Origin of the sequence: Streptosporangium roseum DSM 43021, assembly GCF_000024865.1 — a bacterium.
Lineage (GTDB): Bacteria > Actinomycetota > Actinomycetes > Streptosporangiales > Streptosporangiaceae > Streptosporangium > Streptosporangium roseum.
In genome coordinates, this window is record NC_013595.1 from 10220029 (window position 1) to 10242762 (window position 22734).

Genomic DNA, 22734 nt, shown 5'->3' on the forward strand with positions numbered 1-22734 from the left:
GCGCACGGCACGAGCACGGTGAGGCCGATGCCCGGAGCCCTCAGGGCGACGCGGCGCTCAGCGGTTCGGCGATGTCCTCCAGGCTCCTGCCTTCGGCCTTGACGCCGAGGAACATCTCCACCAGCCCGGCCGCGATCATGAGGACCGCGCCGATGGAGAAGGCCAGCGCGGTGTCGCCCGGCCTGCCGCTCTCCACGAGGTTGGCGAAGACCAGCGGACCGGCGATGCCGCCGACGAAGGTGCCGATCGCGTAGAAGAACGCGATGGCCATGGCCCGGGTCTCCATCGGGAAGATCTCGCTGACGGTCAGGTAGGCCGCGCTCGCCCCGGCCGAGGCGAAGAAGAGCACGACGCACCAGCAGGCGGTCAGCGTGACCGCGGTCAGCACGCCCTGGTTGAACAGCCAGGCCGTGCCGAGCAGCAGCACCCCGGATCCGATGTAGGTGCCGGAGATCATGGGCACCCGGCCGACGGTGTCGAACAGCCGCCCGAGCAGCAGCGGGCCGAGGAAGTTGCCCACGGCGATGACGGCGAAGTAGTAGCCCGTGCTGGTGTCGATCTTAAAGAAGGTCGACAGGATCTGGGCGTACCCGAAGGTGATGGCGTTGTAGAGGAACGCCTGCCCGATGAAGAGCGAGAAGCCGAGGATCGTGCGCTTGGGGTAGCGGGCGACCATGGTGTGCGCGATCCGGCCGAAGCCGATCGACCTGCGCTGGTGGATGGTCATGGACTGCGAGGGCTCCTCCAGCCGGACGCCCTTCTCCCGCTCGACCTCCTCCTCGATGCCGTCGACCAGTTCCTCGGCCTCCCGGTCCCGGCCGTGGATGAACAGCCAGCGCGGGCTCTCGGGCACGTGCCGCCGGACGAGGAGGATGCCCAGGCCCAGGACCACGCCCAGGCCGAACGCGATGCGCCAGCCCACGTTCACCGCGAAGTTGTTCAGCAGCGGGACGGTCAGCAGCGCGCCGCCGGCGGCGCCGAGCCAGTAGCTGCCGTTGATGATGATGTCGATCCGGCCCCGGTGGCGGCTCGGGATCAGCTCGTCGATGGCGGAGTTGATCGCGGCGTACTCCCCGCCGATGCCGAACCCGGTCAGGAAGCGGAACAGGAAGAACCACCACGCGGAGAACGACAGCGCGGTCGCCGCGGTGGCGACCAGGTAGACGATCATCGTGATGATGAACAGCTTCTTGCGGCCGAACCTGTCGGTGAGCCAGCCGAAGAACAGCGCTCCGAGGCACGCTCCGGCCACGTAGAGGGCCGCCGCCGTACCGGCCACCTGGGTCTGGGTGATCTCCAGCCCGCTGCCGTCCTTGGCCAGCTGGGCCGAGAGGTTGCCGATGATCGTCACTTCGAGGCCGTCGAGGATCCACACGGTCCCGAGGCCGATGATGATCATCCAGTGCCACCGTGACCATGGCAGCCGGTCCAACCGCGCGGGGACCTTCGTGGTCACCGTCCCCGTCCGAACATCGCTCATGGCGGCACCGGCTACCCGCCGGAGATCAGCTCATACCAGGAGATCGCGACTCCGCAGGTCAGCCTCTGGCAGGAGCCCGGCCCGGCGCCACAGGCGCCTGCCCGGCCCCTTGATCATCCCCAGCCCGCCCAGCTCGGCCACCACCTTGCCCGCCGCCCACGCGAGGGTCTCCCGGTAGTGCGGGTTGCGGGCGGCGACCCGCCGGGCCCGCCGCGGGTCGAGCCCGACGGCGGCGTAGACGCCGGGGTGGACCAGGCGGGTCGTCGCGAGGTAGACGGCGCCGCCGAGGACCAGCCGGTGGTAGGCGCGGGCGAACGGCCCGGCCGCGGTCCACTGGCGGGCGAGCTCCTGCTTGGCGTAACGGATGTGCCGGGCCTCCTCGACCACGTGGATCCGGGAGACCTGGCGGGACAGGGGCTGCAGCGTCTCGTCCGCCATGGCCTCGCGCTGCAGCGCGTCGAGGACCTCCTCCACGAAGAGCGCCCCGGCGAACCCGGAGATCTGCCGGAGCACCAGCACCACCGACCGTCCGAGCAGGCGGGCGACGCGGTCGGGGCCGTAGGCCGGGCACCCGAACTTGTCGATCATCCGGGCGAACATCACGGAGTGCCGGGTCTCGTCGCCGATCTCGGTCAGCGCGTACTGGACGTGCTTGGTCGTGGGGTCCTGGTCGTAGATGTGCCTCATGAGCACCCGGATGAGCAGGCACTCGAACCAGACGCCGACGCTCGCGATGCTGGCCGTCTCGTGCCTGGTCAGCTCGATCCGCCGCTCCTCGCCGAGCTCCTCCCACAGCGCCGTGCCGTACAGGGAGGAGCGGTGCGGCGGGGCGAAGGGGCGTCCCTCGGCGAGCGGGGCCTCCCAGTCGATCTCGGTCAGCGGGTCGTAGGAGTGCTTGGCCGAGGTGCGCAGCAGCCGTTCGGCGGTCTGCTCGCGGTCCGGGGGCGCGATCGTCACGAGGATTCTCCCAACCGGCGATTTACATTTTCGCCTGAAACGTAAATCGCCGATGGCCGCCGGTCAACACCTTTCGTTTACATTTCACCGGCATTCGTAAGTTGTGTCCGATCTCACATACAGGCCCACGGGTACGATCACCCCAACCCCTCATGACCGCGACAGGAGCAGGACCCGATGAGTGAAGAGGACATCCGGGGGCGGATCCTCGACGCCGCCGAGGAGTGCTTCCTCGAGATCGGGTTGAGCGCCCGGATCCACCGGCTCATCGCCGAACGGGCCGCGGTCTCGCGCCCCACGGTCTACAAGCACGTCGGGGACCAGCAGGCCATCCTGGACGCGCTCCTGCACCGGGAGGTCGGCCGCTTCCTCGACATCGCGCGCCCCCTGCTCGAACGGCCCAGCCCGATCAGGGAGCAGCTCGCCGAGATCGTGGCGTTCAGCGTCACCTATGCCCGGCACCATCCCCTGCTGCGCAAGATGCTCCTGGAGCAGCCGGAGGTGGTGCTCCCCCGGTTCACGGTCGACGCCGGGCCGCTGATGCGCCTGGCGGTCGACGCGACGGCTCCCGCGCTGCGACGGGCCTTCGCCCGCGCGGGAGCCACCGACGTCAGGATCGACGTGGTGGTCGAGTGGGGAGTACGGCTCATCCTCTCCCTCATCACCACGCCCAGCCTGACGACCGATCTGGACGATCCCGTCGAACTGCGCCGTTACATCGACACCCTGATGCGCATCGGCCTCATTCCGCTGTCATGACCAGGACAATTTCCGGTCTTTTCGATACATTGCGCGGACATGGGGAGAATTGACCGCATATAGGGGGAGCGATGAGAGCCCGGATCACGGGCGTCGCGACGTATCTGCCGGAACGGACGCTGACCAGCGCGGAGGTGGAGCAGCGGATCGAGGGATACGTGCCCTACCAAGGTGTGGTCGAGCGGTTGACGGGAATCCGGTCACGGTACGTCGCCCGCGACGATCAGCAGGCATCCGACCTGGCGGTGGAGGCCGCACGCAAGCTCGACCACGCCGGCGCCGATCTGATGATCTTCGCCTCGGCCTCGCAGGACATGGTCGAGCCCGCGACCGCGCACATCGTGGCAGCCAAGCTCGGCCTGTCCTGCCCGGTGTTCGACGTCAAGAACGCCTGCAACAGCGTGCTCAACGGGATCCAGATCGCCGAGGCGCTGATCCTGTCCGGCGCGCACCGCAAGGTGCTGGTCTGCTCGGGTGAGGTCCCCTCACGGGCGATCCGGTGGCGGGTCAGGGACAGGGCGCAGTTCGTGGACTCCTTCGCCGGATACACGCTGTCGGACACCGGGGCCGCGGTGCTGGTCACCACGGATTTGGAACGTGGCATTTTCTACCGCGACTTCTCGGCCGACTCCACCGCGTGGGCGATCGGCACGCTGCCGGGAGGCGGCTCGGCGCATCCGCGCGACCCCGAGTACTCCTACTTCCGGGGCGACGGGCGGCGGCTGAAGGAGGCGTTCGAGCGGATCGGCCCGGACATCTTCCTCAACGCGCTCAAGCGCACCGGCCTGAGCTGGGACGACTTCGCCGTCGTGGCGGTGCACCAGGTGGCGCTGCCGTACCTGCGCTTCCTCGCGCAGGTGCTGGACATCCCCGAGGAGAAGCTCGTGGTCAGCCTGCCCGACCACGGCAACTGCGCCTCGACCACGCTGCCGCTCCAGCTCGCGCTGGGCGGGTGGGAGCCGGGTGACCGGGTCGCCCTGCTCGGCCTGGGCGGCGGGATCAGCACGGGCGTGATGCTGGCGGAGATGTGATGAACCTCTGGGTGATCGTTCCGGCCTACAACGAGGCCGCGGGCATCGAGGCGACGCTCCGGGCGCTGGCCGGGCAGGACGACCGTGACTTCACCCTGGTCGTGGTGGACAACGCGAGCACCGACGACACCGCCGAGATCGTCCGGCGGCACGGTGTCGAGGTGATCACCGAGACCCGGAAGGGCACCGGCGCCGCCTCCGACACCGGGATGCGCCATGCCATCGCGCACGGCGCGACCCATCTGGCCAGGACCGACGCCGACTGCCTGCCCCGCCCCGACTGGGTGCGCAACATCCGGCGCGCGTTCGGCGACGGGCTGGAGATGGTGGGCGGCCGGCTCGTGCCCCGGACCGACGAGTTCCCGCTGAAGTTCTGGGAGCGGCGGTTCATCCCGTTCGTGGTGGACGTGGCCGCGACGTTCGGCCGCTACCGGCCGGGCAACCGGTCGCCGGAGTATCTCGGGCCGTACGTGATGATGCCCGGCGCGACCCTGGCCATCACCGCCGCGCTCTACGAGCGGGCCGGAGGTTTCCCGAGAACCGCCATCGAGGAAGTCCACGAGGACCGGGCCCTGGTCAACCGGGTCCGCAAGCTCACCTCCGCCTACGGCTCGCGCCGCGACGTGGTCGTCTTCGGCTCGGTCCGGCGCCTGCGGGCGTACGGCCTGGCGGGCACCCTGGCCTGGTACGCCGACCATCGCTACCAGCCCGAAGTGATCGATATCCGGTGAACCACGAGGCACGGCTCTACCTGGCCGCGCACCCCTTCGTCTACCCGCTCATGCGGCTGCTGGCCCGCCTCGGCCCGGTGGTCCGCGTCCCCGGGCTGGGGGTCGTGGTCAACGACGCCGTCACCGCGCGCGCCGTACTCACCGACGAGCGCTTCCGCAAGGACGGCCCCGGATCGCCCGGCGACCTGTGGACGCCGGTGCTCGGCCCGTCGGTGCTGCTCAACATGGAGGGCCCCGGCCACCTCGCGCTGCGCCGGAAACTGATGCCGCTGTTCACCCCCGCCTATGTCTCGGCGCTGGTCGCCGACGTGCTGCGGGAGCCGCTGGCGGACCTCTCCGCACGGCTGGGGCGCGGCGAGACCGTCGACCTGGTCGACGCCATGCGGGTGATGGCCGGCGCGGTGATCTGCCGGGTGATCGGGCTGGGCGAGGTCTCCGAGGCCCGTGCCCGCGAGCTGTTCGCGGACGGGGAGCGGGTCGTCTCGATGGTCTCGCTGAGGTCCCGGCGGCTGCGGGACCGGCAGGTGGTGATCGCCCGGCAGGTGCTGGACAAGATCGGAGACATCGCCCAGGCCGCCTACGAGGCCGGGGACGAGTCCACCGTGATGGGCCGGATGCGGGCGCAGGGGCTGTCGGCGGCCGAGGCCAGGGGCGCGGCCGGCGCGTTCTTCCTGACCGGCACCGAGACCGTCGCCACCTTCGTGCCCCGGCTCATCGCCCTCCTGCACGACCATCGGACGCGGGTCGGCGACCTGGACCAGATGATCGAGGAGGCCATGCGGATCACCACGCCGACGCCGATGATGCTGCGCTCGGTGGACTCCGCCGCGCGGATCGGCCGGGTGGCGGTACGGCCCGGCGACAGGGTGCTGATCGTGACCCACAACTGCGCCCGGGCATACGGCCCGTTCGACCCTTCCCGCAGGCACCCGCCCGAGCTGCGCCGGCTCTGGTTCGGCGCCGGCCCGCACTTCTGCATCGGCTACCCGCTGGCCCTGGCCGAGATCCGGGCGGTCGCCACGGTCCTGCTCTCCCACCACGTGCGCGTCGTACGGCGGCGCGCGGCAAGAGGAGTCCTCATCCCCACCTACGAACACCTGTGGATCACCGCGGCATGAGCGACGACATCATCGGCGGCATCATGGCCACCGCCGGCCGGGAGCCCGAACGGACCGCCATCGTCGACGGCCGCGGCCGCGCGATCACCTATGGCGAGCTGGCCCGCCGGGTGGAGGCCGTCCGCGCCGCCATGACCGGACGTCCGCGCCCCGCCCCCGGCTCCGGCCCCCGGCACGGTCCCGAGGGCCAGGCCGGTACGGAGGCCGGGCTGCAGCCCGGGGACGGGGTGCTGTTCGCGACACCACCGGGAACGGAGAACGGACTGCAGCCCGGGGACGGCGCGCTGCTCGCGACACCACCGGGAACGGAGAACGGACTACAGCCCGGGGACGGGGTGCCATTCCCGGCACCACCGGGAACGGAGAACGGACTACAGCCCGGGGACGGGGTGCTGCTCGCGACACCACCGGGAACGGAGGACGGGCTGCAGCCCGGGGACGGGGTGCTGTTCGCGGTACGGCCGGGAGTGGACGCGGTGGTGCTGGCCCTGGGGGCGGTGGCCGCGGGCGGGACGCTCGTGCTCGCCGACCCCGGACTGGCCCCCGAGGTGCTCACCGCCCGCATGACCGCCACCCGGCCCCGGTGGGTGGTCGCCGAGTCCCTGCTCTACACCCTGAGCGGCCCGCTCAAGGGCCTGGCCCGCCGCCGCGGCCTGCTCCTGCCGAACCTCCGCGATCCCCTTCCCGGCCGGCCCGTCCGCCACCTCTACACAGGTCCCTGGCTGCCCGGCGTCCCCCGGCGGGCCCTGCGGCTGTCACGGATCCTCCGATCGCCCGGTGCCGCCGCCACCCCGGACGCGACCGGCACCATCAAACCGGATACGACTGGCACCACCGGCCCGGATGTATCCGGCACCACCGGCCCGGATATGACCGGCACCACCAGCCCGGTCATATCCGGCACCACCGGCCCGGATATGACCGGCACCACCGGCCCGGATATGACCGGCGCTGGCGCGCCGGACATATCCGAAATTTCAGCAGATCAGCCAGCGGCGGTGATCTTCACTTCGGGGACCACCGCGCGACCGCGAGGCGTGGTGCACACCCGGGGATCCCTGGCGGCGGGGCTGGCGCTTTTCCGGAGCGCGTTCCCGCTGGGCCCCGGCGACGTCGTGCACACCGACCAGCTCATGCTGGGGCTGCCGGCGCTCCTGGCCGGCGCCACCTGGTCGCTGCCCGGAGGCGGGGACCCCGCCGAGGAGATGGCCGCCAGGGGGGCCACCCACACCTTCGCCGTCCCGGTGCATCTGGACAGGTTGCTCCGCCGGACGCCCCGGCTCCCCGAGACCCTGCGCTACCTGCTGCTCGGAGCGGCCCCCGCGCCCCCGGCCGTACTGCGCCGGGCGATCGAGTCCGGGCCCGAGGTGCTGTCGGTCTACGCGATGACCGAGGCGCTGCCGATCGCGATCGCCTCGGCGCGGGAGAAGCTGGCCCAGGCAGAGGGGGACCTGCTCGGCGCGCCCCTGCCGGGGGTCGGCGTCCGGATCGCGGACGACGGCGAGCTGTTCGTCTCCGGGCCCCATCTCGCCCGGCGGTATCTGGGCGAGGAGCCGCTGGAGGAGATCGCGACGGGGGACCTGGTCCGGGTCGAGGAGGGCCGGCTCGTCCTGCTCGGCCGGAAGAAGGACATGATCCTCCGCGACGGGGTGAACATCTACCCCGGCCTCTACGAACCGGCGGTGGCCGCGCTGCCCGGAGTGGCCGAGGCGGCGATCGTCGGGCTCGCCGACCCCGAGACCGGGGACGAGGAGGTCGTGCTGGCCGTCATCCCCACCGACGGCTACGACGAGGGCCTGCTGAGGAAGGCCCTTCCGGCGATCATCGACGCCGCGGCCCTCCCCGACCGCGTCGAACCCCTCGACGCCTTCCCCCGTTCCGGCCGCGCCGACAAACTCGACCGCGCCGCCCTCCGTGACCTGGTGACCCGCCGTGCCTGAGCGGCCGGAAGATCCGGCCGGCGTGCCGGCGCCGGGACCGGACGGGAGCAGAGCGGGAGACCCGGCAGGCGCGCCGGGGCCGGGCGGAAGCAGAGCCGGAGCGCCGGGGCCGGGCGGGAGCAGGGCCGGAGCGCCGGGGCCGGGCGGGAGCAGGGCCGGAGCGCCGGGATCCGGCCGCCCTCCGGGACGGCCCGGCCCCGGGAGCCTCCGCGGAGGCGGGGACGGGCCGTGCTGAGAGTCGGGGTGACAGGGGCTTCGGGGTTCGTGGGCGGGGCGGTCTGCCGCGCGGCCGTGAACGAGGGGTGGCGGGTCTCCGCCTTCGGCAGGCGGCCCTCGGTGGAGCGCGGGCATGTGGGCGGCGCGCCGTACACGCCGTGGGATCTCCTGGGAGGCAGGCCGGAGCTGCCGGAGGTGGACGTGGTGATCCACTGCGCCGGGAGCGTCACGGACTGGGGGCCGGCGGAGGACGTCTGGGCGGCCAACGTGGACGGGACCCGCAACGCGGCCGCGGCCTTCCCCGGGGCCAGGTTCGTGCATGTGAGCACGGCCAGCGTCTACGACCCCTTCCGGCCGACCGTGATGGCCACCGAGGACATGGCCCCGGTGGGCCGATACGTCAACGCCTACGGCGCCGCGAAGGCCGCCGCGGAGAGGGTCCTGCAGGGGGCGCTCGTGCTGCGGCCGCACGCCGTCTACGGCAGGGGGGACACGACCCTGCTCCCCCGGGTCCTGGGGGCGGTCCGGGGAGGGCGACTCCTCGCGGTGGGCGACGGCCGCCAGCGGGTCAGCCTGACCTCGGTGGACAACCTGGTCCAGGCTTGCCTGCTCGCCGCCGCCGGTCCCGTCGGGCACGGCGTCTTCAACGTGACCGACGCCGAACCGGTCGTCCTCGACGACGCCCTCCGTTCGATCCTGGAGGAACGAGGCGTCGACGCCGAGCCGTACTATCTGCCCCTCGGGCTGGTCGAGCCCCTCGCCTTCGCCGCCGAGACCGCGTTCCGGCTGCTCCGGCGTCCGCGTCCGCCCCGGCTCACCCGCTACGCCGCGGGCCACCTGGCGGTGGAGCGGACCCTCGACATCACCGCCGCCCGCGACCGGCTGGGCTTTCAGCCGGCGGCGACGTCGTTCGCGGGCGCGGCCGGCTGGTGATCGCGGGAGGCCCGCTTCCGGCAGCACGCGAAGAAGGCCACCCCGGCCACGACCAGACCGACCGCGAAGATCACGCGCAGACCGGCCCGCAGGGACCCGGTCAGCGCGTCGAAGACGGCGGTCGCGGCGGCCTCCGGCATCGCGGGGCCGACGTAGTCGGGCAGGTAGACGTCGCGGATCACGGCCAGGGCGGCGGCCAGGAGGAACATGCTCGCGGCCAGGCCGAGTCCGGCGCCCGTCAACGCCCTCCCCCGGTCGCGTGCCAGCAGCACCCCCGCCGCGAGGAGGGCGAGGGACAGGAACGGCAGCACCCATTTCAGCCTGATCAGCCAGGTGTAGGCGGTCCGCGCCCTGGCCAGGTCGGCTGAGGAGAACAGTTCGAACATGGGGCGCAGGTCGGGGAGGGGACCTCCCAGCTCCTCCTGGACCAGGCTGTTCACCTGATCCTTGACCAGGTTGTACACCGGGGTGAGGTCGAGCCTGACGGTGTCGTCCCGCACCGGTGGCATGCGCCCGTCCCCACCCGACAGGATCGCGATGAGCTGCCGGTGCGCCATCCGGTTGACGTCCTCCCAGACGACGGGGAAGTCCTTGCCACTGACGACCGCCTGCACCAGCGTGTGGACGAGGTCTTCGGCGGGCGACAGCGTCCGTTTCCGCAGCGGCCTGGCGATCGCGCCGGTGACGCGGTCCACGACGGCGTCCTGGACGTCCGGATGGTTCGCCAGCGGGGCCACGTCCTTGACATAGCTGTCGGTGTCGGCGAGGTCGGCCGCCACCCAGAATCCGACGAGGGCGGGCGGAGCGAGGACGCAGCCGAGGACGATCAGGATCACGCTGAACACTGCCCGCACAGGATCCCCCTCCCCGGCCTTATCTGGGAATCCCCATCCCCACCTGGTAAAACCCGCTGGATATCCTTTTTGACCGCGATTTGGAGATCAGTGATCGCCCGAAACGACAGGCTTCGCTCACCGAAGCTTGACCTGGACTTCTCAGCGCGTCGCACAGCCACATAGCCCATTCATCCGAAAACCGTTACTAACCTGTGACACGTGAATTCGATGAACGGGAGATGTTAGAAAGATGGCAGGTAAACGGGGTGGCCTGAGCGTCGGATCGAGCCTGGCGCTGACGCTGGGTTCAGCCGCTCTGTGGGGTCTGGCACACCTGTGGGTGGGCCGGCGCGTGACCGGCGCCCTCCTGATGGGGATCTACGTGACTCTCGTCGCGGCGATCGTGGCCACCCTGTTCAAGACCAAGCCGGAACTGCTCTCCCTCGCCGTGCAGCCGAGCTGGCTGTGGACCTTCGCGCTGGGCGCCCTGCTTTTCGCCGCCGTCACCGTGGCCGTGGTCATCCGGTCCTACCAGCTGGTCCGCCCGGAGACGCTGACCGGCCCCGCCCGCTACCTCTCGGCTCTCGCGGTCGGCCTGCTGTGCGCGCTGGTGATCGCCCCGATGGTCTACGCGGCCCGCCTGGCCTTCGTCTCCCAGCACGTGGTCACCTCGGTGTTCACCGCGAACACCGCCCCGATCCCGGTGGATCCGTGGCGGGGCCGCGACCGGGTCAACATCCTGCTGATCGGCGCCGACGCGGCGCCCAGCAGGCCCGGCGTCCGCACCGACAGCATGACCGTCGCCAGCGTCGACACCGGGACCGGCGACACCGTGCTGTTCAGCCTGCCGAGGAACCTGGAGCACGTCCCGATGCCGGCGGGCCCGCCCCGGGACCGCTTCCCCTACGGCTTCGGAGGCGAACCGCCCTACACCCCGGGCCTGCTCAACGAGGTCTTCCAGTACGCCGAGGACTACCCCGACATGGTCCCGGGCACCCCCAAGGGCCAGCGCGGCCCGACACTGCTCAAGAAGACGATCAGCGACATCACCGGGCTCGACATCACCCACTACGCGATGGTCGACATGAGCGGCTTCGCCCAGATCATCGACGCGATGGGCGGGGTGAAGGTCACCGTCAAGGAGCCCATCGTGTACGGCAGGCAGAACGAGGGCCTGATCCGGGCGGGCACCCGCAAGCTGTCGGGTGAGGAGGCGCTCTGGTTCGGCCGGGCCCGCACCTACAGCGACGACTACGTCCGGATGGGCAGGCAGAAGTGCCTGATGAACGCCGTCGCCAAGCAGGCCGATCCGGTGACGGTGCTGAGGAGCTTCGAGAAGCTGGCCGACGTCGCGCTGCGCGCCGTCTCCACCGACATCCCGCAGGGGCTGCTGCCGAACCTGATCGACCTGTCGGACAAGGTGAAGAAATCCAAGATCAAGAGCTTCCAGTTCGTCCCTCCGCTGATCAACACCGGTGACCCCGACTACCGCCTGATCAAGCACAAGGTCAGCACCATCCTGGCGAAGTCGTCCGCCGACTCCTCCGCCCCTTCGGGCCGTGCCAAGCACGCCCGCAAGGACCCGGCCCAGGAGGCCGTCAACCTCGACCTCGCCTGCAACTGACGCCGGTGTTCCCTGTGCGCCGCCGGGATCGGCGGCCGCGGGCGCCACCGACCCCTCTCCGCGACACGTCTCGCGCCTCTCCGGTGATCGCCCCGCCGGCGCGCCTCCGGTTTCCCGGGCGCTCCCCGATGGACCTCCCGGGGCGCGTCCCGATGGACCTCCCCGGGCGCTCCCCCGATGGACAGGGCCAGACCAAGGCACCCGCCGGCGAGGTCACGGACTCCACACGAAAGAGCACAGAGCGGTAACGATGGACCGTTCCCTATGATTCCTACTTGACCGGTAGGCATACTAGGCTCTTATATACACCTAACCGACTTATTTAGTAGGAATTAGGGAGTAGTCATGAACGCTCGCAGGGTTCGCGGGGTGGTGGCCGCACTGGCCGCACTGGCGCTCACGACCTTGGCGACCGCCTGCGGGGGCACGGAGACGGCGGGGACGGCGGCCTCCGCCGGCGGTGGGGACAAGCTCGCGGAGGTCCGGCTCGGATACTTCCCCAACATCACCCACTCCACGGCACTGGTCGGCGTCGAGAAGGGCTTCTTCGCCAAGCACCTCGGCGCCACCAAGCTCAAGACCAGCACCTTCAACGCCGGCCCCGCCGCGATCGAGGCGGTCTTCTCGGGCGCGATCGACGCCACCTACATCGGCCCCAACCCGGCCATCAACGCCTGGGCCAAGTCCAAGGGCAAGGCAATCAAGATCATCGCCGGTTCGGCCTCCGGCGGTGTCTACCTCGTCGTCAAGCCCGAGATCAACGGGGTCGAGGACCTCAAGGGCAAGAAGATCGCCACGCCGCAGCTCGGCAACACCCAGGACGTGGCCCTGCGCTACTGGCTGCAGGAGAAGGGGCTGAAGACCGACACCAAGGGCGGCGGTGACGTCAACATCCTCCCGCAGGAGAACTCCCAGACCCTGCAGACCTTCGCCACCGGCGACATCGACGGCGCCTGGGTGCCCGAGCCGTTCGCCAGCCGCCTGGTCCAGGAGAGCAAGGGCAAGATCCTCGTCGACGAGCGCGACCTCTGGCCGGACAAGCAGTTCGTCATCACTCACCTGATCGTCCGCCAGGAGTTCGCCGCCCAGCACCCCGAGACGGTCAAGCAGCTCCTTGAGGGGCACGTCGAGGCCAACGCCGCGATCAACGCCGACCCGGCCGGCTCCGCCAAGACCGTCAACAGCGCGCTGGAGAAGCTGAGCGGCAAGCCGCTCAAGCAAGAGGTGCTGGACAGCGTGTTCAAGAACATCACCTTCACCAACGACCCGATCGCCTCCTCGCTGGTGGGCAGCGCGGATCACGCGGTCAAGATCGGGTTGCTCCAGCCGGTCGACCTGAACGGCATCTACGACCTGAACGCCCTCAACGAGATCCTCAAGGCCAAGGGCGAGACCGCGGTCGCCGACAGGTAACCGCCCGATCCGTATCCAGTAGGAGAGCAAATGACAGCTCCGCTCCGGGAGCGGGCGGACAGCCGGACCGAGGGCCCCGAGCCCGCGGTCCGGCTGGACGGCGTCTCCAAGATCTACGGCCAGGGCAGGAACGGCCTCCTGGCCCTCGACAACGTCTCCCTCTCCGTCGGGCAGGGCGAGTTCGTCTGCATGCTCGGCGCCTCCGGCTGCGGCAAGAGCACCCTGCTCTCGCTGGTCGCCGGACTCGACAGCCCCACGGCCGGCCGGATCGGCACCGAGGGCCGCAGGATCGCCATGATGTTCCAGGAGCCCGCGCTGTTCCCCTGGCTCACCGTCTCGGCGAACGTCGAGATGGCGATGCGGGTCCAGGGCGTGGCCAAGCGCGAGCGCCAGGCCAGGGCCGCGGAGTTCCTGGAGATCGTCCACCTGGGCGGCTTCGGCGACAAGCGCCCGCACGAGCTGTCGGGCGGCATGCGCCAGCGGGTGTCCCTGGCCCGCGCGCTCGCCCAGGACGCGGACGTGCTGCTGATGGACGAGCCGTTCGGCGCGCTCGACGCGATGACCCGCGACCTGCTCCACGACGAGCTGGAGCGGATCTGGCGGGAGCGCGGGCTCAGCGTGCTGTTCGTCACCCACAACGTCCGCGAGGCCGTACGGCTCGGCGACCGGGTGATCCTGCTCAGCAGCCGCCCCGGCCGGGTCGTCGAGGACTTCCCGGTCACGCTCGACCGTCCCCGCCACACCGACTCGGCCGAGGTGGCCAAGATCGCCGGAACCATAACCGGCCGCCTGCGCGAGGAGGTCATGCGCCATGGCAGTTGACCAGGCAACCCCCGACATCCATGCCCGGCAGCTCGCCGGGCTCGACGCGCTGGAGCTGGGCGGTGGCACGCGCGGCGGGCTCGCCCCCCGGATCTGGGGCCGCGTCTGGCCGATGGCCCTGGCGGTCGGCATGGTGCTGGCGATCTGGCAGGCCGTGGTGTGGGCCGGCTTCTGGCCGGACTACGTCTTCGCCGGGCCCTCCGAGGTGGTCCCGGTCCTCGCAGACCGCCTGACCAGCGGCGAATACTGGGAGGCCATCGGTGTGACGATGCGCCGCGCGGTGACCGGCTTCGCCGTGTCGGTGCTGGTCGGGCTGGTCCTGGGCGCCCTGGTGTCCCGGATCCGGGTGCTCCGGGCCGCCTTCGGCTCACTGATCACCGGCCTGCAGACCATGCCGTCGATCGCCTGGTTCCCGCTGGCCATCCTGCTGTTCGGGCTGACCGAGAGCGCGATCACCTTCGTGGTCATCCTCGGCGCCGCGCCGTCCATCGCGAACGGCCTGATCGGCGGGGTGGACTACACGCCGCCGATCCTGCTGCGCGCCGGGCACGTGCTCGGCTTCCGCCGCCTCCAGCTCTACCGCCACGTGATCCTGCCGGCGTCGCTGCCGTCGTTCCTCGCCGGGCTCAAGCAGGGCTGGGCCTTCGCCTGGCGCTCGCTGATGGCCGGTGAGCTGGTGGTCATCATCGCCCACCAGTCCTCGCTGGGCGAGCGGCTCTACTACGACCGCGAGCTCGCCGACTCGGCCGGCCTGCTCGCCACCATGATCGTGATTCTGATCATCGGCATCGGGGTGGACCTGCTGTTCGAGACGGCCGACAACTCTCTGCGCCGCCGCTGGGGTCTCCAGCAGGTGCGCAACTGACGATATGCGGATCTCCGCCAGAACCCAGTACGCGCTGCGAGCCGCCACCGAACTGGCCGCCGCGCCGCCCGGCCCCGTGCCCGCCGAGAAGATCGCGGTGTCGCAGAACATCCCCCGGAGGTTCCTGGACAACATCCTGTTGCAGCTACGGCGGGCCGGGCTCATCCACAGCCAGCGCGGCCCCGACGGGGGCTACTGGCTGGCCCGGCCCGCCGAGGAGATCACCCTGGCCGACGTGATCATGGTGGTCGAGGGCAATCCCGAGCATTCCCAGCACGGCGGCTACCCGGGGGTCGCGGGCCCCCTGGCCGACGTGTGGAGCCTGCTGCGCGAGCACGAGGAGACGCTACTCACCGAGATCACCCTCGCCCACATCACCAAGGACGCGCTTCCTGACGCCCGCCCTGGCCATGCCCAGTACGACCAGGTGGTGAAAGGGGCGGATCGCGTTGAAGTAGACCGGCCCGGTCCAGCGGTGATACTTCACGACGGTGACGACGTGGAAACGCCCGGGTTCGGCCACCACCGCGAGGCAGGCCGTGAGATGTGACTCGGTGGCCCCCGCCACCAGGGGGAAGTAGGGCGGCGGAGCGGGCGGCGCCCGGGAGGTGCTAGCCGGAGGCCTCCGCCGTCTGCTTGAAGATGCGCAGACCGTGGTCCATTACGGCCTCCATCGGGATGGCGAGGTCGTCCGGTTGCACGTCGTGGATCCATACGAACCGGCTGCGGCCGTCCCCGTGGGGGGCGACCTGCATCGAGGCGTTGTCGTGTGTCGGCTGCATGGTGCCACCGACGACGGAGAAGGCGAGCCGACGCGTCTCGTCGTCGAGCGCGATGAGCCGCTCACGCGCCACGGTTCCGTCGGCGAACGTGACGACCCTGATGTCCGGCCCGTCGAGCCGGCTGTCGGTCACCAGGCCCGGCGCCATCCGGACGGGCCCGTCGGTGAAGTCACCGATGATCGCCCACACGTCCGCGGGGTCGGCATCGATGATGATCTCTTTCTGCACGGAGGCCATAGCTGTCGCTCCTGTGGTGGCGGGAAACCGGCGTCGCGAGTTCCGGGCGTGTCTACGCGGCGACGACGCAGAACTGGTTGCCCTCGGGGTCGGCCAGCACGACCCAGCCGTCGGCGTCGAACCGTTGCACCTCGGTCGCGCCGAGCGCCCGAATCCGGTCGACCTCGCCCGCCAGGTCATCGGCGAACAGGTCCAGGTGCAGCCGGTTCTTGCCCGCCCGGCCTTCGGCCACGGCCTGCAGGGACAGGCCCACACCGCTCTTGCCCGAGTCCTCCAGGTAGGTGGTCCCCTCGTCCGAGGAAGCCACCTGGTATCCGGTGACCGCCTGCCAGAAGGCGGTGCCGCCTGCCAGGTCATTCGTGTCGATACAGATGTTGCCGATGCTGACGCTCAAGGGTGGGCCTTTCCGATCTAACCGACGTAGTAGCTATGCTGGTTAGGTAACCTACCATATCAAATGGATGGTTAGACTTTGAGATATGGCGAACGAGCGCACTGCCGGGTCCGTGCCGGACAATCTCGCCGCTGGAACGGCGCCGATGCCGCTGCGTGTGATCGAGGAGTTCATCAACACCCGCCGCAGGGACGGCGACGACATCGGAACTCCGCAGCAGCTGGCGGAGTGGCTGCACGCCCGCGATCTGATGCCTGGCGACGCGGCTGTGAGCGCTGAGCAGCGCGATCGTGCCGAATGGATACGCGAGGGACTGCGCGCGCTGATCGCCGAGAACAACGCCGAACCGGTCTCCAGCCCGCGCCCGGACGGCCTCGACCCCGCTGCCCGAGCCGAACTCACCGAACTCGCGCGTGACTTCCCGCTGATGCTCGACGTGACCGCCCTTCCACCCCGGCTGGTGGCCCGCACCCGGGTGCCGGTCGACGCGGCGCTGGCCGGGCTGCTCGCCATCGTCGCCGATGCCGTGGCGGCCGGCACATGGACGCGGCTCAAGGCCTGCCGGGAGCCGAGCTGCCGGTGGGCCTACTATGACTGCTCCCGCAATCGGCGCCGGACCTGGTGCTCAATGGACATCTGCGGGAACCGCGCCAAAGCCCGCGCCTCTCACCACCGCAAAACGGCCGCGCACCCTTGATCGCGGGCCGGCCCGCCGGCGTGCTGGAATCGGCCTTGATCATGCCGTCGTCGATCACGGACCTCTGGTTGGTGTCGGTGTTCGAGCGATCCCACCGACGCACCCGGGTGCCGGTGGCGTCCACGTGCACAGGGGGCGGCGAGCGCCGTGTGGGTGGCGGGGCGCGCGAGAGGCGGATCCTCCGGGCTACGCTCCCCGGCGTGCCCCGCCGCGCAGCAGCACCGCCGACAGCACCGCCGTCGCCACGAGGACCGCCGCGGCGATGCCCATGACCACGGTGAAGCCCTGGTCGAAGGCGTTCCTGGTGGCCCGGAGCAGGACGGCGGCGTTCGCGTGGTCCAGCCGCGCCGCGACCGCGGTGGCCGCGCCGAGCGACTCGCGCGCGGCAGCGCCCTCCTCGGGACGGAGCCCGGGTACGGCGGGCAGCACGGCCCGGTACGTGGCGGCGAGGGCGGTGCCGAGGACGGCGATCCCCAGCCCGGCACCGAGCTCGAAGGACGTCTCCTGGATCGCGGCGGCCTCCCCCGCCCGCTCCGGCCGCGCCGCCGACATGATGATGTCCGCGCCAAGGGTCATCACCACGCCCGCTCCCGCGCCCGACACGACCAGCACCGCGACCAGCACCGCGACCGGCGCGCCTGTGTACCCCGCCAGTACGGCGAGCGCCGCGGCGAAGACGGCCAGCGAGGCGGTTACGGCCACTCGGTGCCCTGTGCGGCCGGCCAGCCAGGGCGCCGCCACCGCCCCGGCCGCGTTGGCCGCCGCCAGCGGCGCGAGCATCAGCCCGGCGCTCACCGGTGAGTGGCCGGCGACGAGCTGGAGCCACTGGGTGAGGAAGAACAGCAGCGCGGTGTAGCAGCCGAAGCAGCCGAGCACGCCGAGGGTGGCGACGCGGAAGCGGCGGTCGGCGAACAGCGACAGGTCGAGCAGCGGCTGGGACGCCCGCCGCTGCCGGACGACGAACGCCGCCAGCAGCGCGATCCCCGCCGTCCCCAGAACGGCCGTTACAACGGCTCCGTCGCCGCCCAGCCGCTTCAACGCGTAGACCGCCAGGGCCAGGCCGGCGATGGACAGGACGGCACCCTGCGCGTCCCAGCGGCGCGGCGCCGGGTCCCTGGACTCGGGGATCAACCGGTGGCCGGCCACCAGGACGACGGCCACCACCGGCACGTTGACCAGGAAGACCGCACCCCACCACCACCGCTCCACCAAGGCGCCGCCGACGAGGGGGCCGATCGTGGCGCCCACGCTGTGGGCCGCCGTCCACAGCCCGATGGCGACCGCGCGCTCGCGGGCGTCGGGGAACACCGACCTGATGACGGCCACGGTGGATGCCATAATCATCGCCGCGCCCACGCCGAGCAGCATCCGGGCACCGATGAGCTGCGCCGCCGTACCGGAGAACGCGGCGGCGGCCGAGGCGGTCCCGAACACGGCGAAGCCCGCCGACAGCATCCGCTTCCGCCCCAGGCGGTCCCCCAGCGTTCCGAACGTCACCAGCAGCGCCGCCACGGTCAGCGAGTAGACGTCCACGATCCACAGCAGTTCCGCGGCCTCCGGCATCAGGTGCCGGGTGATGCCGGGCACGGCCACGTGCAGCACGGTCAGGTCGATGCCGACCAGCAGCAAGCTCGTGCACAGTACGGCCAACGTCGCCCACCTGCGCGGATGCCCGCGGGGGCGGGCGGCGGCACGCGGATCGGCCGTCTCGTCGAGGGTCATGCCGCCAGCCTGGTTCCATGGTGACCGGACAGCAAGTACGGTATTTTCTGTGCCGTAGTGCCGATCTGTATACCTATGGAGGTGAGCGGCATGCGCAGCGACCTCGACGAGATCCCCGAGCACTGCACGGTCGAAGTGGCCATGGAGATACTCGGCGGCCGCTGGAAGCTGGCGATCCTGCGCAAGCTCCTCGACAGGACACACCGCTTCGGTGAACTGATGCGCGCGATGCACGGCGTCACCCAGCGGATGCTGACCCGGCAGCTCCGCGAACTGGAGGCCGACGGGCTGGTCACCCGGACGGTCTACCGCGAGGTGCCGCCCAAGGTCGAGTACTCCCTGACCGAGGCCGGCAGAAGCCTGGAGAAAATCGTCCTGCTGCTCGACGAGTGGGGCGAGTGGTATCTCGACCGGGCCCGCCGGCCGGCCCACGACCAGACGGGCAAGTCCCGAGGCTGAGAGCGGGTACGGTGTCGCCACCGGTCGATGGGCCCACCCGTGGAGCACGTCGGTGACGGGCCGGAGGAGCGGCGGGGCCGGCGGCGGTCAGTGGAACACCTTCAGGCCGACGACTCCGGCCACGACCAGCGACAGGCACACGATCCGGGCAGCCGACGAGGACTCGCCGAGCCAGATCATGCCGACGGCCGCCGTGCCGACCGCGCCGATCCCGACCCACACCGCGTAGGCGGTGCCGACGGGGATGAACTTCAGGGCGTAGCCGAGCCCGGCCATGCTCAGGACCAGCGTCAGCACGAAGATCGTGGTGGGCATCGGCTTGGAGAATCCTTCGGATTTCTCCAGAGCAATCGCCCAAGCCGTCTCCATCGCCCCCGATATCACCAATATCAGCCATGCCATCGGCCGCCCCCGTCCTCTTCCCCGCCATACCCGCCACGCGCGCTCACCGACCGTGGCATGATAATCACCCTCGGAACTTGCAATGGTTTTCATAATCAGATTGGATCGTCGTCGTGAGGGTGGCATTCGTCGGTAAGGGCGGCAGCGGCAAGACGACGCTGTCGGCGCTGTTCGCGAGATACACCGCGGTGCGGGGCGGGCCGGTCGTCGCGATCGACGCCGACATCAACCAGCACCTGGGCATGGCGCTGGGGGTGGAGGAGGGCGCGCTGCCCCGGCCGATGGGCGCGCACCTGAGCGAGATCAAGGACTACCTGCGGGGCGACAACCCGCGCGTCTCCTCGGCGGCGGCGATGGTCAAGACCACGCCGCCGGGGCGCGGCTCGCGGCTGCTGGATCTGGAGGAGCCGGGCGATCCCATCCACGCCCGGCACGCGGTGGCCACCCCGGCCGGTCCGCGGCTGATGGTCACCGGCCCGTTCGCCGACGACGATCTGGGGGTGGCCTGCTACCACTCCAAGGTCGGCGCGGTGGAGCTGTATCTCAACCACCTGGTCGACGGGGCGGGGGAGTATGTGGTGGTGGACATGACCGCGGGGGCCGACTCCTTCGCCTCGGGGCTGTTCACCCGTTTCGACCTGACGTTCCTGGTGGCCGAGCCGACCCGGCAGGGGGTGGGGGTCTACCGCCAGTACCGCGACTACGCGGCCGACTTCGGGGTGGCGGTGGCGGTGGTGGGCAACAAGGTGCACGGCCCGCGGGATGTGGAGTTCCTGCGTGAGCATGTGGGCGAGGATCTGCTGGTGTGCGTGGAGCACTCGGCGGCGGTGCGGGCGATGGAGCAGGGGCGCGCCTTCCACCTGGAGGATCTGGAGCCGGCCAACGTCGAGGCGCTGGGCAGGATGCTGAGGCATCTGGACGCCCAGGAGAAGGACTGGGCCCGGTTCGGCCGCCAGGCCGTGCAGTTCCATCTCAAGAACGCCGAGGCCTGGGCGAACAGGGCCACCGGCGAGGATCTCGCCGCCCAGATCGACCCCGGCTTCGTCTTCGGGCCCACGCGAGTGTCGCTCTCACGCTAGATGGAGCGGCCGCCGGGCCCACCCTAATGTCTGAATGATCCCCTTCTGAGAGGAGAACGCAGCATGTCGCTGACCGTTTCGAAGGATCTTCTCGACCTGGCGGAAGCCGGTGAGGTGGACGACGCGGCGTTCGTCGCCTGCGTCCGCGACTCCCTGCCCTACGCCTGGTCGGTGATCAGCGAGCTGGTCCGGCAGCGCGATCACAGCGGCGCGGAGTTCACCGACAACACCGTTCCCCCGCCGGACGAGGCCGCCCGGGGCCAGCTCCTGCGCTGTCTCGCCAGCGACGCCATGCGCGGCGCCCTGGAGCGGCACTTCGGGGTGAGGCTGGCCTTCCAGAACTGCCACCGGGTCGCGGTCTTCGACCCGTCGGCCACCAAGGCCCACGCGGAGTTCGTCACCGCCAGGTCCCAGATCCTCAACCAGACGCCGGAGCTCGTCGACTGCTAGGGAGGCGATCGCGGACCCGGGGCAGCACCTCGGCCCCGAGCCGCCGGATGTTCTCGAGGGTGCGGGCCTGGTCGCCCGCGCCCTCGACCATGAGCATCAGGTGTCTCAGCCCGGTGACCTCCGCGGTCCGCGTGATCCTCTCGACGCAGTGGCCGGGTGAGCCGACCGGGTGCGCGTCGCAGAGGAAATCCACATATGCCGGGATGTCGCGCCGCGGCCGTGCCCGGCCGTCCACCGGCACATACCCCGCGAGCCCCGGCTCCAGCCACCGCGGCATGGCCTCCCGCAGCTCCTTGACTGCCTGCGCCGTCGAGTCGCCCACGTATCCCACGACCGCCGCCACGTGCCCGGGAAGGGACGGGCCCGCCGCTCCGGCCTTTCGGCCTTCCGGCCCGCCGGCGGCCGGCGGCCGTACGGCCGTCCGCCGGTAGCGCCGGAGCATGGCGGCCTTCTCCCCGTCGCCGATGTGCATGCCGAGCAGCATCGGCAGGCCGCGCTCGGCCGCGAGCGTCACGGTCTCCGGCGAGGTGCAGGCGACGACCGGCCGGAGCCGGACGGCGGGCACCATGGGCACCTCCCTGAAGCGGAAGAACTCCCCGTCCGCCGTGACCGTCTCCCGGCCCAGGGCCGCGCAGAGCAGATCCAGCGACTCGGCGAAACCGTGCTCGAAGCGCGCCAGCCCCGTCCCGAACACCTCCAGGTCCACCCACGGCCCGCCCCTGCCGACGCCGAGCGTGAACCGCCCTCCCGAGACCTGGTCGAGGACGGCCGCCTGCTCGGCCAGGTCGACCGGATGCCGCGTCGACAGCACGCTCACCGCCGTGCCGATCCGGATCCTGGAGGTACGGCCCAGCGCCACACCGGCCAGCGTCACCGCCGACGGGCACACGCCGTACGACATGAAGTGGTGCTCGGCGATCCACGCGTCGTCGAACCCCGCGTCCTCGGCGGCGGCGACCGCCTCCACCGTGTCCCGCAACACCTCCCCCGGCCTCCTGCCCGGGAATCCCGCCACGACCAGAAAGACACCGATGCGCATAGTGAGTACTTTGGAACGGCGCAAGGGAACGGGAAAGGTCAGATCACCGTTCCGGCCGGACGCCGCGGCCCCTACCCGAAGAGGCCGAGCTGTCCCTCTCCGGCGAGCGGGTTGCGGTGCTTCTTGAGGTGGCGCCAGCGGGGCAGGTCGTCCAGGTAAGACCAGGACAGGCGGTGGTGCGCGGTCGGCCCGAGCGAGGCCAGCGCCGCCTGGTGGACCGGCGACGGGTAGCCGGCGTTGTCGGCGAAGCCGTACTCCTCCAGGCCGAGAGAGGCCATGTAGGCGTCCCGGCGGACCTTGGCGATCACCGAGGCGGCGGCCACGGAGACGCAGGACAGGTCGCCCTTGATCTCGCAGCGGACCGGCCACGGCGCGCCCAGGTAGTCGTGCTTGCCGTCGAGGATGACCGCGTCGGGCCGGACCGGGAGCCCGGCCAGCGCCCGTCCGGCCGCCCGGCGCAGGGCCTCGGTCATGCCGAGCGCGTCGATCTCCTCGTGTGACGCCTCGCCGTAGCCGATCCCGGCCGCCCAGCCGGTGATCTCGGCGACCATGGAGGTGCGGCGGGCCGGGCTGAGCATCTTGGAGTCGGTCAGCCCCGCGGGCGGCTCCGACAGGTCCGTGACGACCGCGCAGACCGCCACCGGTCCGGCCCAGGCCCCTCGCCCGACCTCGTCGACCCCGGCCACCAGCTTCGTCCCGTCGGCCGACAGCAGTCGCTCAAGCGCATAGGAGGGAGGCACGCCCCGAG

General features: G+C 70.9%; 24 protein-coding genes and 1 pseudogene. 15 read left to right on the forward strand and 10 right to left on the reverse strand.

Translation table 11 applies throughout. The features are described 5' to 3' along the window. Positions 1-40: 40 nt before the first annotated feature. Complete coding sequence (locus tag SROS_RS44730) at positions 41-1480, reverse strand: MFS transporter (RefSeq protein ID WP_012895610.1); 1440 nt, start codon at positions 1478-1480, stop codon at positions 41-43. 30 nt (positions 1481-1510) lie between these two features. Further along, entirely contained in the window at positions 1511-2437 is a 927-nt protein-coding gene (locus tag SROS_RS44735) for an AurF N-oxygenase family protein (RefSeq protein ID WP_012895611.1), read from the reverse strand. A 177-nt stretch (positions 2438-2614) separates the two neighbouring features. Here SROS_RS44735 and SROS_RS44740 point away from each other — a divergent pair, with 177 nt between their 5' ends. The 6 genes from SROS_RS44740 (at position 2615) to SROS_RS44765 (ending at position 9165) form a co-directional block, all read left to right on the forward strand. Further along, complete coding sequence (locus SROS_RS44740; protein ID WP_012895612.1) at positions 2615-3196, forward strand: TetR/AcrR family transcriptional regulator; 582 nt, start codon at positions 2615-2617, stop codon at positions 3194-3196. Positions 3197-3267: 71 nt separating this feature from the next. Continuing rightward, entirely contained in the window at positions 3268-4227 is a 960-nt protein-coding gene (locus tag SROS_RS44745; RefSeq protein ID WP_012895613.1) for a 3-oxoacyl-ACP synthase III family protein, read from the forward strand. After that, a complete protein-coding gene (locus SROS_RS44750) occupies positions 4227-4958 on the forward strand; it encodes a glycosyltransferase family 2 protein (RefSeq protein WP_012895614.1) in 732 nt (243 codons plus the stop codon). The genes SROS_RS44745 and SROS_RS44750 overlap by 1 nt, the downstream gene beginning before the upstream one ends. Further along, complete coding sequence (locus tag SROS_RS44755; RefSeq protein WP_012895615.1) at positions 4955-6076, forward strand: cytochrome P450; 1122 nt, start codon at positions 4955-4957, stop codon at positions 6074-6076. Before SROS_RS44750 ends, SROS_RS44755 begins: the two co-directional genes overlap by 4 nt. Beyond that, positions 6073-8016: a class I adenylate-forming enzyme family protein gene (locus SROS_RS51580; RefSeq protein ID WP_012895616.1), complete on the forward strand. Its 1944-nt coding sequence runs from the start codon at positions 6073-6075 to the stop codon at positions 8014-8016. The genes SROS_RS44755 and SROS_RS51580 overlap by 4 nt, the downstream gene beginning before the upstream one ends. 243 nt (positions 8017-8259) lie before the next feature. After that, entirely contained in the window at positions 8260-9165 is a 906-nt protein-coding gene (locus SROS_RS44765; protein ID WP_245564518.1) for an NAD-dependent epimerase/dehydratase family protein, read from the forward strand. Here SROS_RS44765 and SROS_RS44770 read toward each other — a convergent pair. After that, positions 9123-10019, reverse strand: a complete 897-nt coding sequence (locus SROS_RS44770; protein WP_012895618.1) for a hypothetical protein — start codon at positions 10017-10019, stop codon at positions 9123-9125. The two genes, SROS_RS44765 and SROS_RS44770, sit on opposite strands and share 43 nt — an antisense overlap. A gap of 232 nt (positions 10020-10251) precedes the next feature. On the opposite strand from SROS_RS44770, the gene SROS_RS44775 reads away from it, so the two are divergent. From SROS_RS44775 to SROS_RS44795, 5 genes and pseudogenes are all read left to right on the forward strand, one after another. Continuing rightward, positions 10252-11625, forward strand: coding sequence for an LCP family protein (locus tag SROS_RS44775; protein WP_012895619.1), 1374 nt, complete (start codon positions 10252-10254; stop codon positions 11623-11625). Positions 11626-11970: 345 nt separating this feature from the next. Continuing rightward, complete coding sequence (locus tag SROS_RS44780) at positions 11971-13038, forward strand: ABC transporter substrate-binding protein (RefSeq protein WP_012895620.1); 1068 nt, start codon at positions 11971-11973, stop codon at positions 13036-13038. A gap of 30 nt (positions 13039-13068) precedes the next feature. Then, positions 13069-13860: an ABC transporter ATP-binding protein gene (locus SROS_RS44785; RefSeq protein WP_012895621.1), complete on the forward strand. Its 792-nt coding sequence runs from the start codon at positions 13069-13071 to the stop codon at positions 13858-13860. Then, a complete protein-coding gene (locus SROS_RS44790) occupies positions 13850-14725 on the forward strand; it encodes an ABC transporter permease (protein WP_012895622.1) in 876 nt (291 codons plus the stop codon). Before SROS_RS44785 ends, SROS_RS44790 begins: the two co-directional genes overlap by 11 nt. Before the next feature lie 4 nt (positions 14726-14729). Further along, positions 14730-15119: pseudogene (locus SROS_RS44795) on the forward strand (RrF2 family transcriptional regulator); the annotation flags it as partial. On the opposite strand, the gene SROS_RS54710 reads toward SROS_RS44795, so the two are convergent. From SROS_RS54710 to SROS_RS44805, 3 genes are read right to left on the reverse strand one after another with little or no spacing between them, the layout of a single operon-like run. Further along, a complete protein-coding gene (locus SROS_RS54710) occupies positions 15072-15293 on the reverse strand; it encodes a DUF2867 domain-containing protein (protein WP_218919788.1) in 222 nt (73 codons plus the stop codon). The pseudogene SROS_RS44795 and the gene SROS_RS54710 overlap by 48 nt on opposite strands. 43 nt (positions 15294-15336) lie before the next feature. Continuing rightward, positions 15337-15744, reverse strand: coding sequence for an SRPBCC family protein (locus tag SROS_RS44800; protein ID WP_012895624.1), 408 nt, complete (start codon positions 15742-15744; stop codon positions 15337-15339). A gap of 52 nt (positions 15745-15796) precedes the next feature. After that, on the reverse strand, positions 15797-16138 hold the full coding sequence (locus SROS_RS44805; protein ID WP_012895625.1) for a VOC family protein: 342 nt from the start codon (positions 16136-16138) through the stop codon (positions 15797-15799). A gap of 85 nt (positions 16139-16223) precedes the next feature. Between SROS_RS44805 and SROS_RS44810 the strand changes: the two genes are divergently transcribed. Then, positions 16224-16835 carry a CGNR zinc finger domain-containing protein gene (locus SROS_RS44810; protein ID WP_218919789.1) on the forward strand — a complete coding sequence of 204 codons (612 nt, stop codon included), beginning with the start codon at positions 16224-16226 and terminating at the stop codon, positions 16833-16835. A 186-nt stretch (positions 16836-17021) separates the two neighbouring features. On the opposite strand, the gene SROS_RS44815 is transcribed toward SROS_RS44810, so the two are convergent. Then, complete coding sequence (locus SROS_RS44815) at positions 17022-18557, reverse strand: MFS transporter (protein WP_012895627.1); 1536 nt, start codon at positions 18555-18557, stop codon at positions 17022-17024. A 90-nt stretch (positions 18558-18647) separates the two neighbouring features. On the opposite strand from SROS_RS44815, the gene SROS_RS44820 reads away from it, so the two are divergent. Continuing rightward, the gene (locus tag SROS_RS44820; protein WP_012895628.1) at positions 18648-19016 is read left to right on the forward strand and encodes a winged helix-turn-helix transcriptional regulator; all 369 of its coding nucleotides are present in this window, start codon (positions 18648-18650) and stop codon (positions 19014-19016) included. 87 nt (positions 19017-19103) lie between these two features. Here the strand turns inward: SROS_RS44820 and SROS_RS44825 are convergent, their stop codons facing one another. Continuing rightward, entirely contained in the window at positions 19104-19418 is a 315-nt protein-coding gene (locus SROS_RS44825) for a DMT family transporter (RefSeq protein WP_012895629.1), read from the reverse strand. A 113-nt stretch (positions 19419-19531) separates the two neighbouring features. Between SROS_RS44825 and SROS_RS44830 the strand changes: the two genes are divergently transcribed. Then, positions 19532-20497, forward strand: a complete 966-nt coding sequence (locus tag SROS_RS44830) for an ATP-binding protein (protein ID WP_012895630.1) — start codon at positions 19532-19534, stop codon at positions 20495-20497. A gap of 63 nt (positions 20498-20560) precedes the next feature. Then, positions 20561-20947 carry an SCO5389 family protein gene (locus SROS_RS44835; RefSeq protein ID WP_012895631.1) on the forward strand — a complete coding sequence of 129 codons (387 nt, stop codon included), beginning with the start codon at positions 20561-20563 and terminating at the stop codon, positions 20945-20947. Here the strand turns inward: SROS_RS44835 and SROS_RS44840 are convergent. Both SROS_RS44840 and SROS_RS44845 read right to left on the reverse strand, forming a co-directional pair. After that, the gene (locus tag SROS_RS44840) at positions 20916-21986 is read right to left on the reverse strand and encodes an LLM class flavin-dependent oxidoreductase (RefSeq protein WP_012895632.1); all 1071 of its coding nucleotides are present in this window, start codon (positions 21984-21986) and stop codon (positions 20916-20918) included. The two genes, SROS_RS44835 and SROS_RS44840, sit on opposite strands and share 32 nt — an antisense overlap. A 71-nt stretch (positions 21987-22057) precedes the next feature. Then, a complete protein-coding gene (locus SROS_RS44845) occupies positions 22058-22726 on the reverse strand; it encodes a ribonuclease HII (protein WP_012895633.1) in 669 nt (222 codons plus the stop codon). Positions 22727-22734 lie beyond the last annotated feature (8 nt).